We start from the raw sequence: 12,703 nt of genomic DNA, 5'->3' as shown, positions 1-12,703 counted from the left end.
GTATGAAAATCCTTGTTTAAAAGTTTTAAGAACCTGTCTCATCCATTCTTCTAATTTTTTTGTAATTTCCTATGTCTCACTTTAGCAATATCAAAACCAAGATTCGTAACCTTGATGTGTTGAAAACCACCCTCACCAACTTGGGTCTGGATTGGAAAGAAGGGCCGGCCACCGTGCGGGGCTACCAGGGTTTGACCGCCAAAGCCGCAGTGGTGATTGAACAGAGCAATGATTACGACCTAGGTTTTAGCTGGAATGGTCAGGAATATGAGTTGGTGACAGATTTACAGTACTGGCAACAGCCCCTTTCGGTGGAAGGATTTCTGCAAAAAATCACCCAGGGTTACGCTCTGGAAACCGTACTTAATGAATCGGCCAAACAAGGTTTTGCGGTGACGGAACAACAAAAAAATGAAGACGGCTCAGTGCGGTTGGTGGTGCAACGCTGGAGTGCCTGATGGTGATAGCTGATCTAAATTTTCCTCCCGATCACCGTTCTGGACTGGAACCGGAGTTGGGGGGAGATTGGCGTAATTTCGATGACCGTTCTGGTTTAGAGCCGGAATTGGGCGGAGAGTTACGGGAAAGGGGAGTCTATGTGGATGAAGTGACCTGCATTGGTTGCAAAAACTGTGCCCACGTGGCTCCCAATACTTTCACCATTGAGCAGGAGCATGGCCGCTCCCGGGCCTTTAGCCAAAATGGGGACGATGAAGCGGTTATCCAAGAGGCGATCGATACCTGTCCGGTGGACTGTATCCATTGGGTGCCCTACGACGAGCTGAAACATTTGGAAGAAAAAAGGAAGCATCAACAAATTCGTCCCCTGGGTTACCCGCAAATCAATCCCCATTTGTAATTAATTGGGTGATGGAATCTAATCGAAATCAGCGGATGCCGAAACCTAAATAATTTGCCAATAATCCAGCTAAACCTCAAAAATCTGCCGACAAGGCAAAGCTTTGTTTTTTGTCCACATTAATCTACTCAGACTCAGAGCCTGATTTTTGCCGTCGTTCCCGTCGATGTTGTAAAAGCTCAAATGCCCCCAAGCTGAGGCTCGCACTGCCCAAGGGAATCCAGTAATAAATCACTCGGTATGCCAACAATGCCCCCAGCACTTGCACCGAGGAATATTTAGGAGTCAGCAAAAATAACACCACCGTTTCAAATACCCCCAGTCCCCCCGGCACATTACTGATAATGCCCGCCACCTGCGCCAGCAGATAAATGCCAAAAAAGCCGGGAAAACTAAGGTGATGGTGCCCAGGTAATAGCACGTATAAAATACCAGAGGCTAAAATCCAATCCACCGCCGTCAAACCAATTTGAGCTAAGGATACGGCAAAGGGAATTTTGGGAGTTTGCCATTGGCCGATTTTGAATGGCTTAATTAAATTGCCCGTTATCAACAAATAAATCCCAATGATGGCAAGGAAAGTAAAGCCAATGGGATGGACAGAAAGAAACGGTAAATGGAGAAAGGCGGGCAACTGTAGGGGATCCACCACAAAAGTTATGCCCCCCACCGTTAATAAACCCACCCAAAAACTCAGGTTACAAAAGGCGATCGCCTGGGCAATGATGGGGGCAGAAACCTGCCAGGATTGATAGAGACGGTACCGGATGGCACTGCCACTGAGCAAGGCCAAGCCGACACTGTTACTAATGGCGTAACTGACAAAGCCGACAAAGCTAGTTTTCGTCAGGGGTAGAGATTGCCCCAGGTAAAACATGGCCAGAGTATCGTAGCCAGTCAAAATTATGTAGTTGATCAGCATGAGCGCAAAGGCTCCGGCTAAACGGGTTTTGACAATGCCCTGAAAACTGGCTAAAACATTTTGCCAACCGTAGTGGTGTAATTCTGAGTTGATGGCCCCAATGGAAAGCACGAACAAGCAAGCCCCGATCGCCGCCGGCGCAATTTTTTGTATCTTTTGCCAGGCGGTCATAGCCTCACCTCATAAAATGCGAAAATCTTCCAAGCTGGCTCAGAATCTGTTTGTAAAATCTGATTTTTGACCCTAAATCGACCCACTAAAGTTCCGGCAATACTGGAAAACTTTGAGCTAACTTCCCCCAAAACTTAGGGGGTAGCTGGGGACTTTTGAAACATGCTCCTAGGAACTAGGATTAGTTGCTTTTAACTAGCTTTTTCCTGATGATATTCCACTTCAATCACCGTATGAACATTCCCCCGGGGATTAAAATCAGCTTTTAGTCTAGCGTACAAAGGATTGGCCACCGCCACAAAGTCATCCAAAATCTGATTGGTTACTTCCTCATGGGGAATATGGCGATCGCGGTAACTATTGATGTAAAGCTTGATAGACTTTAGCTCCACCACCTTCTGGTCAGGGCAATAGGTCAGATAAAGGGTGGCAAAATCCGGGTAGCCGGAAAAAGGACATTTACAGGTGAATTCCGGCAGGGTGATATGGACATCGTAACGACGGCCGGGGCGGGGATTGGGGAAAGTAATCAGTTGGGCATCCCGAATTTCCCGCTCGCCATACTTTTCGACGTTATCGCTGGTGGTAATGGTAGTTTCGGTCATGGTGAACAGTGAAAAATGGACGGGATTAGGAAGCAGCAGAAAAACACCATTCCTATTATTTCAGATTTTCCTAGCTGTCCTGGTAATAATCCCTAGTCCCCTTAGCATCCATAGCTTCGCTCAGGCGGTTAAGGGCGTGGATATAGGCTGCAGTGCGCACATTCACATCCAATTCCTGGGTAATGTTCCACACATGTTCCGCTTCCTCCACCATTTTTTCCTTCAGGCGATCGTTAACTTCCTTGGCGCTCCAATAAAGTCCACTGCGGTTCTGTACCCATTCAAAGTAGCTCACCGTCACCCCCCCAGCATTGACCAAAATATCGGGGAAAACATAGATACCTTTGCTAGCCAAAATATCATCGGCGGCGGTGGTGGTGGGCCCATTAGCAACTTCAAAAATGTAGCGAGCTCTGACTTGGTCTGCATTGTCGCGGGTAATTTGATTTTCCAAGGCGGCGGGAATGAGCACGTCCACGTCCAGAGCTAGTAACTCGGCATTACTGATTTGTTGATTTTCCCCTAAATCGCAGATGGCTTGGTCACAGTACATACCCGCTAAAGTGCGATGCCGTTGTTTGTAATCAATCACAGCGGGAATATCGATGCCTTGTTCGTTATAAATGCCCCCCTGGGAATCACTGATGGCCACCACTTTGTAGCCATCTTGGTATAAACATTCGGCTACCACCATACCCGCATTACCGAAACCCTGGACAGCAACGGTGGTATTTTCGGGATATTGGTCAAACTTGGGTAGCATGCCCTGCATGATGTAAAAAGCTCCAGTGCCGGTGGCCGTGTTGCGACCTTGACTGCCCCCCATGGTGACGGGTTTGCCGGTGACCACAGCGGGACTAATTTTGCGGCGAATGATGCTGTATTGGTCCATCATCCAGCCCATCATCATTTCATTGGTGTAAACATCCGGGGCTAAAATGTCGATGTCCGGGCCAATAAAATCGGCGATCGCCTCGATGTAACCCCGACTTAAACGCTCCAATTCTGCTCGGCTGAGTTCTTTGGGATTGAGGGTGATGCCCCCCTTAGCTCCTCCGAAGGGCAAATTTAACAGGGCACATTTAAAGGTCATCCAAAAGGCTAAGGATTGCACCTCATCCATGGTGACGTTGGGATGGTAGCGCACGCCCCCTTTGCCTGGCCCCCTGGTGTCGTCGTAGCGCACTCGGTAACCGGGAAAGATTTTTAAAGAGCCATCGTCCATCCGCACCGGAATGGAAACACTGAGACTGGTTTTGGGATATTTCAGCCTTTCCCCGGCATCGTCGGAAATGGCCACATATTTCAGGGCTTTTTCTAATCTTTTACTGGCATCGGCAAACAGTGATCCAGCCATAATTGCTACTCCTGGAACAGTGGGACCGCTATTGGCTCTGGAGCGGGGCGGCCTGAATATTCCGAACAAATTTGTTTAATCAACAGTTCCATTAGAGCATGGAGCCTGGGGCCATGACGGACATTGCCCTAGGTTGGTAACACAGCGACACAATCGATTTCTACTAACACATCTTTGGGTAGGCGGGCCACTTCCACACAACTACGGGCCGGAGCCGTAGCCTCGTCAAAATATTGGCCATAGATGGCATTAACTGCGGCGAAATCGTTCATATCTTTGAGAAATACCGTAGTTTTAACCACATTTTCCCAACCACAGCCCGCTTCCTGGAGCACCGCCCCTAAATTAGTCAATACCTGTTTTGCTTGGACTTCCACGTTCCCCTCTCCCATAATGGTCATGGTTTGGGGGTCGAGGGCAATTTGGCCAGCCGTAAAGAGGAAACCATTGGCGGCGATCGCCTGGTTATAGGGGCCAACAGGGGCAGGAGCTTGGGCAGTTTGAATAATTTTCATGGTCATAAAAGAGTGGCTTGCTATACTCTTCTTATCAGTCTCGTCACACTTTGGCAATTTATCTAAACTTTAGTTAATAAGTTATTGCTAATAAACTGATTAATCATTTTAATTCATTGACACAAAATCCTAGGACATTCTACTTTTTGTTTTTTAAATTTGACGTAACCAATGATAGCTGATAGTTTTTTACTTAACTTACCAAAGGTTTCACTCGCCACAAAAGATAACCTACCAATTTTTTCCGGCATTTACTATGTCGTCGACGAACAAAATTTAGTATGGTATGTTGGAAAAGCTAAAAATATTAGAAACAGATGGCAAGGCAAAAGTCACCATCGTTTTTTTCAACTTGAATCACAGAAAAATCATTATTTCTCAATTTATTACCGAATAGTTGACGAAATTGAACTTGCTAAAATAGAAAAAGAAGAAATTGAAAAATATACACCTCAACTTAATACATCTAAAGTTAAAACTAAAACGTTTCGACCAACGGAAACATTGCTCAGAGAAACATTAATTAAAATTCAAGGATTTGCGTTTATTATTGGAGTAGATTACCAAACGAAGGAACTAGAAGCAATAAATTCCGTGTTGGGCAAGCGCAAAAACTCTATATCTCCAGTCATTCATATTGCCATCAACCCAACTTTAATCAAGAAAAAACTTTCATCAGACAGTGAAGATAATACTTCAGATATCATACATTCAATGTTTCAGACGCGAAAACAATACGCTAAAAAATGGGAAGTAATACCTAAATTTCGTCAATCTTATCAGCTTGGAGCATCTATTTATCGTTTACATGTCAATAATTTTATCGTTGAATATGGTACGGTTACGACTCAATTAACTATCCAAGAATTTCCACTAGATTTTAGCCAAACTTTTTTAGCACAGGAGTCAATCCCAGCATTAACTGAGGAATCTCTTTCAAAACTGAAGAATAGAATTGCTGCAAAAAATGGACGCTCTTATTTCACCTATATTCTTCAAAATTTAAAAGCTTATGAGAATGATCTAGTTAATATTCATTTTAATGATTCCGTTGAAAAAGAAAAATTGGAGCAAGCAATGACAACAGCTTGAAAAGACTATGAATCAGGCAAAAAGGGAATTGGTAGTCGATCTAAAAGCATCACAGATAAAAATAGTAGTTTAATTCGTCTAGCAAATGCGAGGGGAGTTAACATCAACAAAAAACATGAAAATCTCATCAATGTCAGGAAAAATGATCAATTTGGAATATACATTATTCCATTCAACTTCGATCTAAAGAAGGATAGTTTTTTTTTAAATCTTGCTCACACTAAAGTTAATGGACAATTAACAATTTGTATTGATTCTAGGCTTTCTACTATTTTTCTGTTAGAGCGTGTTTGAAAAGTAGGGTGAAGAATGGAAAATGGTGAAAAGAATAAAATTTTCACCATAATTAATGATAATCCGAGAATTTTACAGCACGGACATCACTGATAGCCAGTGGCAATTGGTAGAACCTCATTTACCCAAAGCAAAAACTGGGGGAAGAAAATGGAAAACTAGTCTGAGGGAGATACTCAATGCCATTTTTTACATGCTCAGAACGGGGTGTGCCTGGCGACTTCTGCCCCATGATTTTCCTAAATGGCGAACGGTCTATGGTTATTTCCAGCAATGGCACGAAGATGGTACCTGGAAAAAATTAAACCGTATCTTCCGTGAGAAAGTTCGGCTCAAAGCTGGAAGAAATACTCACCCTAGTGCCGGTTGTTTAGATTCACAGTCACTTAAAAAGGCTTGAACTGGCCAAGAAACTGGCTATGACGGTGGAAAAAAGGTCAATGGTCGTAAACGTACAATCCTCGTGGATACCATGGGATTACTTCTCGATGTTGTCGGTGCCCATCGCTCTGACCATCAGGGTCTGATTCTACTTGGCACCTGGTTTGCTCCCCTTTGGCAGTGCCTGCAAGTTATATGGACTGACAGCACCTTTGGCGGAAAGGATTTTATTTTCTGGGTGGAGCATACTTTTGGTTGGACCTTGAATGTGGTCAGCAAAAAGCAGGGACAAAAAGGCTTTGAAGTCCTACCCCGCCGTTGGGTAGTCGAGCGCACTTTTGCTTGGTTTGGTCGTTATCGTCGTTTAAGCAAAGATTATGAATATTTACCTACCACCAGTGAGACAATGCTCTATGTTGCCATGGTTCATCTCATGCTTCAAAGGCTTTGCTTAAAACTTTTCAAACACTTTCTTAGAGGAGGTAAAGGAAAGAAGAATTAATAAAATTCTGAGTTTTGCGAAAGGAGAAGCAATAACAATGCTCATAGACGAAACAGGGGATAGGAAAAAAGGAAGAAAGACAGATTATGTTGCGCGTCAGTATATTGGCAATCTAGGAAAAATAGAAAATGGAATAGTAGAGGTGATGTGTTATGGAATTATAAAGGGAATGACAGTACCATTAATCAGCAAAGTATATAAACCAGAGGCAAGACTAAAAGAGGGGGATAAATACAAAAGCAAACCAGAGATAGCAGGGGAAATTATCAAAGAAATAAAAGAGCTTGGTTTCAATATAAAGGTAGTATTAGCAGATAGTGAATATGGAGAGAGCAGCGAGAACTTTGTAAGAGTATTAGAAAAAGAAAATCTAGAATATGTACTAGCTATAAGGAGTAATCATGGAGTCTGGCTTGGGAAAGAGGAAAGAGTAAGAGCGAACAAATGGAGAAAATTTGAGAGAGAATTTGCAAGTGGAAAGTCGGAAATAAGATACGTGAGAGAAATTATTTATGGAAAGAGAGGGGAAAAAAGATATTGGCAAGTAACGGATAGCAAGGAGAAAATGCCGTCAAATTCAACGTATTGTATTATGACAAAAGTATCAGAAATAAAATATAAAGAAGTGGGTAACTTATATGGAGCAAGGAACTGGATAGAGTATGGATTAAAGCAAATAAAGAATGAACTGGAGTGAGCAGATTTTAGAATGATGGACTATTCCAGAATAGAAAAATGGCGGGAAATAGTGATGAGCGTATATTTAATGATAAGTCTTCAGATAGAAAATTTGCCTCCGCATGATAACTCCTTAAACAAATCAAAACAGACTAGGGAGATAGCTTATCAGAATATACAAAAACATCCTTGGTGGAATCAAAAAAGTGGATGGAAAAACATACTTAACAACATGAGATTAATAATTCAGCCATTATGTTACTTTAATTTATTAAAGCCGTGGATGACGGTGATTTATACACCTCAGTTATTGAGAAGCTTCCATTGCTTATTTGACAGATTGAAGAAGGCAGTAATGGCTTTAGGAGACCTTATTATTGCTCCAATTATTTTACCTTCCCACCTACACTGATAGAAGAGCGATATAAAAAATAAATCTTGTGAAGCACCTCGAAAATAGGGGTGCCTATTGAGAATAACCCTTTATGTCGGGGTCATTTTTCGCAATCAGGCAATTAATCGAGGTGCTCCTAAACTTATCAATTGGAATTAATCAGGACGCTACTTTTGGTCTAAAGCTTCCTGTAAAGTTTCTGGGCCTTCCCCTTCACTGGCTACAGTACGCCAGGGCCATTCCTGGGAATGGAAGGGAGCTAGGGGGGGCAACATGGGAGTAATGCCATTGGCTTCGTCGTAGGCACGGATACGGGCATGGGCTGGCCCCACAGCATAGGAACCTTGGGACGCGGCCATGGGTACTCTGGCTCCGTCCTGCCTGGCGATCGCCTCCCGGGCCCCGGTGCTGAGCAATTCCACATCCATGAGGAAATAATCGTCAAAGAAAGCTAGACCCAATTCCCGGTCTTTCACAATGCGGGTCAGCAGGGACAACATGGTGTCCGGTTTGGTGGTGAATTCCGTGGTTTCAAATAGTAATAGGCGATCGTTGATGGCTTCCTTGCCAAAGAATTGGGCCATCAAAGTAAATAAAATATTGTTGGTGCGGGTAACGTAAAGGGTATTGGTCACCCCAAAGGTTTGGTCCCACTGGTCGCCGATCATTTTTTTCCATTCCGCCATAACTTCCATCCAATGGTCCACTTGGTAGGTGGCGGCGGTGGCGATGGTGGTGGTGAAATGGGGCACTACCTCTTTAATCCAAGCATTGATCTTTTGGTGATCGATCACTCCAGCGGCCAAGGTTTCGTCAATAAAGCTAATGTTATTGGTCAAAATTTCTTTCACCGCTGTCAAAGCATCTGGTTCTAGTCCCAACTGATCCGCCTGGGCCAGGGTGTTGGCCTGTTCGGCTCGGTAGGCCGTCAATTCTGCTTTCCAACCATCCCCAGCGGCGGGAGCATTGTCGGCAGTGGCAAAATAGGGCTGAAGAATGGCGTAGATAGCCATGGAACTATGGGAAACTCCTTTGACCACTTGGTATTGCACCGGCACTGGCGGGGCCTGGATCGGCGTAGTTTTACCCGGCATATACAGATAAAAATCTCCCCCCTCATTACTGAATAAACCGAGAATAATGGGGTGTTTAGCCCTAAATTCCCCTGTGTAGCGGTCTAGGGATTTGGCGTAGTAAACATTCATTTGGGAGTCGAGCAACAGGCTACTTTTAATAGCGTTGTTTAACAGAGCCCAGGTGGGAAAAGCCATCAATAAAACCAGGGCTAAAGCCAGTACAGCTTTGCCCAACCAACCATCGTTTAAACGGGCCAAAAGCCTAGTCTTTGGTAAATTGGCAAAAAAATTTTGGGACATAGATCAACAGCCGTAGTTACTATTCTTTGTTCTCAAGGCAAGGGGCTAGATCCGAGACAAATTTGGTCTTGTGCTTAAACCTAGTGTCGTTATTATCACACCAGTTTTTGATCCTCGTATTACCTTGGGCAGTGGAGAATTTTTAAGAATAATTAAGTTGTTGCTGAAAGTTTGTCACAAAACTACTTCGCTTCCATCCAATTACTACCCCGGTGCATTTCCACCACCAACGGAACCGATAAGGTAAGGGCTTGCTCCATGGTGTTTTGGATTAGGGGAGCTAGCTCTTCCCATTCCTCCGGCGGCATTTCAAAAATCAGTTCATCGTGTACTTGCAATAACATCCGGGTTTGATAACTTTCCAATAGCTTAGCCAGCTTAACCATGGCAATTTTAATAATATCGGCGCTGGAACCTTGGATGGGGGCATTGGCTGCTGACCGCAGCAGTTGGGCATCGTTATAATTCATTTTTACGTCCACCAAATCTAGCTCTGTCACGGTCTTTCCCCTTAGTTGTCTTAGAGCTTCGGTAACGAAATTAAAGTAACGCCGCCGCCCCACAATGGTGGTGACATAACCCTTGGCGATCGCCTCTAGCTTCATAGTTTCCAAGTAATCAAAGACTTGGGCATAGGTGCGGTGGTAACGGTCAATAAATTCCCTCCCTTCCACAGCGGAAATCCCCGTTTCCCTGGCAAAGCGCTGGGCACCCATGCCATAAATAACGCCAAAATTAATCGTTTTACCGAGATTTCTTTCCGCCGGGGTAATATCTTCTTTGCCGAAAAGTAATTTAGCGGTCACCCCATGGACATCCTGGCGATCGCCGTAGGCCTGTAGCAATACCGGTTCTTGGGAAAGGTGGGCGAGGATGCGTAACTCAATTTGGGAGTAATCCGCCGACACCAAAAGCCAATCTTTTTGGGGTAAAAAAGCTCGCCGAATCTGTCGGGAAAAATCCGAACGAATGGGAATATTTTGCAAATTAGGATTGGAAGAAGATAACCGTCCAGTGGAAGTGACAGCTTGGTTAAAATCCGTGTGAATGCGCTGGGTTTGGCCATTAACTAATTCCGGCAAAGCATCCACATAGGTAGATTTTAATTTTGCCAAAGTACGATGTTCCAGAATCGCATCAATAATGGGGTGGTCTCCTTGAAGTTTCTCCAGGGTGGCGTGGTCAGTGGAATAGCCCGTTTTTGTTTTACGAGATTTTTTCCGGTCTAAGCCTAATTTATCGAATAAAATAGTACCCAATTGTTTAGGAGAACTGAGATTAAAACTTTCCCCTGCCGCTTCATAGGCTGCTGTTTCAATGGTAAGTAAATTTTCGGCCAATTGTTGGGACAGAGTTTGTAAGTAATCACAATCAATACGAATGCCCCGGTCTTCCATCGCTGCTAAAATCTTTTCTAAAGGCTGTTCGATCTCCTTAAGAATTTCTTTGAGTTCAGGATATTGATCTAATTCTTTTTGTAATTTTGACGCTAACAAATAGGTGGCATAGCAATCTAATCCGCAATATTGCCCCGCTGTTTCCAGGGGTAAATCAGCAATGGTCTGGTCTTTTTTTAAGCCTAAATCTTTATAACTCAAGGCCACTAAACCAAGGTTATAGCGACGGCAAAGATCGGTTAAATTATGGGTTTCTTCCGGTTGAAGAACGTAACTGGCCAGCATGGTGTCTAACACTACGCCTCCTAACTCAATACCATGGTGGGCCAAAACTCGTCGATCAAACTTGGCATTTTGTAAGACTTTGGGATAAATAGCATTTCCCAGAATTTCCCCTAAAAGATCTTTAATTATGCCGAGAGATAGCTGTTCTCCTTGATGATGTTTTAGGGGAATATAGGCCACTTGATTAGGTTCTTGACCCCAGGCACAACCAATACCCACTAAGTTTGCCACCAGAGGATCTAAGCTGTCGGTTTCCGTGTCCCAAGCAACGGGAAAGTCAGCATCAGTATGTTTTTTTAATTCCTCAACTAAAGCTTCGAGTTGGGCAATGGTGGTGATAATTTGGGGCTGAATTTGTTTTGGTAGCTGAATGGTGATTAAACCATCTTCTTGGTTAACCACTGGCACGCCATCAAACAATGATAATTGCTGAGAATCGTCTGGATTAACTTTTTCTTTGCTTTTTTTTGCCTTAACCGTTTTCTTTGGTTCTCCATTGTCAGCTTCATTGCCCATTGGTACTGGGCTCTGATTATCACTAAAGTTGCGGTGGAAAGCTTGAATTTTGTCAATAAAAGTTCGGAGTTCCAATTTTTCCAACAGGGGCACCAGGCGATCAGTGGAAAATCCTGTTAATTGCAAATCTTCCCAGGTTACTGGTAGGGGCACATCCACCACAATGCGGGCTAACATTTGAGAATGCATCGCATCATCTTTGCCGTTGTCTAACCTGGTTTTCAATGCCCCTTTAATTTGCGCTAGATTTTCATACACTTTCTCCAAGGTTTCATACTCAGCTAAAAGCTTAATGGCCGTTTTTTCACCAATGCCATTAATACCGGGAATGCAATCAGATTTATCGCCGCACAGAGCTTTAAAATCAACAATTTGGGCTGGAGTTACCCCCATTTTGTCCACCACTCCCTGCCAATCTAATTCGTCATAGCCGGTGTTACTAGAAAAGGGATTACGGGTTAAATACAGAACAGAAATATTTTTTTCTGGGCTAACCAATTGAAACAGATCCCGATCGCCGCTGAGAATTTTAACTTGATAACCCGCGTCACTCCCCTGGCAAGCTAGAGTGCCCAAAATGTCATCGGCTTCATAGCCCGCATAGGTGATGGTTTGTAAATTGAGAGCTTCCAACAATTGCTGGAGATAACTTAAATCTTCGGCAAAATCTTCTGGGGTTTCCTGGCGGTTTGATTTGTAAGCCCCATCGGCCTCATGGCGAAAAGTGGGTTCCCGACGGTCAAAGGCAATGGCGATCGCCGCTGGTTTTTGGGACTCCATCACCTGCATGAGGGAATTTAAAAATCCAAAACATACACTGGTGGGAATGCCGGCCGTTGTCCGCAGAGGGCCTTTTTTAGACAAACCAAAGGCATAGTAAGCCCGGAATGCCAGGGAATGACCATCAACTAACAATAACAAAGGGGATTTAGCAGACATAAACATGCACCAAGAAGCAAGCTAGATTATACCGCTGTTGCCGATGGCTGCCGATGTGCAATATTTTCTACCTATGGAAGAAGAACATTATGGCCTCGACCAAAACCGTCAAAGCTGGACAAACCCATCCCCGACCAGTGCGGAACGTGCTCCATTGCGGCGACAACTTTTTATGGCAGTGGACACCATGGTGGGGAACGATGTCAATCTCCTGCAAATTTTCATTGAGCAGGCAATAAATTGTTCGGGGACGGACTTAATCCAATTCAGAAAACCCTGTGTGAAAGAGAAGTATTCTCCCAGTCTTTCTTCCTCATTTTATTCTAGATGGCAAAGATTTCTTAGATTAATAAAAAGTCTATGAAGTGATTAATCATTAGTGAGAAATAGAAATCTTACTAGGGGTTAAGGCAGTATTAT

The 12,703-nt window shown here is 43.8% G+C and carries 9 protein-coding genes and 2 pseudogenes; 5 read left to right on the top strand and 6 right to left on the bottom strand.

Annotated elements, in window-relative coordinates; all coding sequences use genetic code 11:
* Positions 1-71: 71 nt before the first annotated feature.
* Together SYNPCCP_RS14520 and SYNPCCP_RS14515 are read left to right on the top strand one after the other, a co-directional pair.
* The gene (locus SYNPCCP_RS14520) at positions 72-458 is read left to right on the top strand and encodes a DUF1257 domain-containing protein (RefSeq protein WP_010873984.1); all 387 of its coding nucleotides are present in this window, start codon (positions 72-74) and stop codon (positions 456-458) included.
* Positions 458-859, top strand: a complete 402-nt coding sequence (locus SYNPCCP_RS14515) for a ferredoxin (RefSeq protein ID WP_010873983.1) — start codon at positions 458-460, stop codon at positions 857-859. The genes SYNPCCP_RS14520 and SYNPCCP_RS14515 overlap by 1 nt, the downstream gene beginning before the upstream one ends.
* Before the next feature lie 124 nt (positions 860-983).
* Here the strand turns inward: SYNPCCP_RS14515 and SYNPCCP_RS14510 are convergent, their stop codons facing one another.
* The 4 genes from SYNPCCP_RS14510 to SYNPCCP_RS14495 form a co-directional block, all read right to left on the bottom strand.
* Complete coding sequence (locus SYNPCCP_RS14510; protein WP_010873982.1) at positions 984-1,952, bottom strand: lysylphosphatidylglycerol synthase domain-containing protein; 969 nt, start codon at positions 1,950-1,952, stop codon at positions 984-986.
* Between the two features lie 191 nt (positions 1,953-2,143).
* Positions 2,144-2,557, bottom strand: a complete 414-nt coding sequence (gene queF / locus SYNPCCP_RS14505) for a preQ(1) synthase (RefSeq protein ID WP_010873981.1) — start codon at positions 2,555-2,557, stop codon at positions 2,144-2,146.
* Positions 2,558-2,627: 70 nt separating this feature from the next.
* Positions 2,628-3,914 (bottom strand): NADP-specific glutamate dehydrogenase, encoded by a 1,287-nt coding sequence (gene gdhA, locus SYNPCCP_RS14500; protein ID WP_010873980.1) that lies wholly within the window; start codon positions 3,912-3,914, stop codon positions 2,628-2,630.
* A 128-nt stretch (positions 3,915-4,042) separates the two neighbouring features.
* On the bottom strand, positions 4,043-4,435 hold the full coding sequence (locus tag SYNPCCP_RS14495; protein WP_010873979.1) for a RidA family protein: 393 nt from the start codon (positions 4,433-4,435) through the stop codon (positions 4,043-4,045).
* Positions 4,436-4,600: 165 nt separating this feature from the next.
* On the opposite strand from SYNPCCP_RS14495, the gene SYNPCCP_RS14490 reads away from it, so the two are divergent.
* The 3 genes and pseudogenes from SYNPCCP_RS14490 to SYNPCCP_RS14475 form a co-directional block, all read left to right on the top strand.
* Positions 4,601-5,521, top strand: coding sequence for a GIY-YIG nuclease family protein (locus SYNPCCP_RS14490; protein WP_010873978.1), 921 nt, complete (start codon positions 4,601-4,603; stop codon positions 5,519-5,521).
* A gap of 349 nt (positions 5,522-5,870) precedes the next feature.
* Positions 5,871-6,698, top strand: a pseudogene (locus SYNPCCP_RS17075) (IS5 family transposase).
* Positions 6,670-7,612: pseudogene (locus SYNPCCP_RS14475) on the top strand (IS701 family transposase); the annotation flags it as partial. The pseudogenes SYNPCCP_RS17075 and SYNPCCP_RS14475, both read left to right, overlap by 29 nt.
* Before the next feature lie 325 nt (positions 7,613-7,937).
* Here SYNPCCP_RS14475 and SYNPCCP_RS14465 read toward each other — a convergent pair.
* Entirely contained in the window at positions 7,938-9,146 is a 1,209-nt protein-coding gene (locus tag SYNPCCP_RS14465) for a hypothetical protein (protein ID WP_010873973.1), read from the bottom strand.
* A 182-nt stretch (positions 9,147-9,328) separates the two neighbouring features.
* Positions 9,329-12,289, bottom strand: coding sequence for a DNA polymerase I (gene polA / locus SYNPCCP_RS14460; protein WP_010873972.1), 2,961 nt, complete (start codon positions 12,287-12,289; stop codon positions 9,329-9,331).
* Positions 12,290-12,703 lie beyond the last annotated feature (414 nt).

Origin of the sequence: Synechocystis sp. PCC 6803 substr. PCC-P (assembly GCF_000284455.1) — a bacterium.
Lineage (GTDB): Bacteria > Cyanobacteriota > Cyanobacteriia > Cyanobacteriales > Microcystaceae > Synechocystis.
The sequence above is the reverse complement of the archived record's forward strand: the minus strand, read 5'-3'. Positions and strand labels throughout refer to the sequence as shown.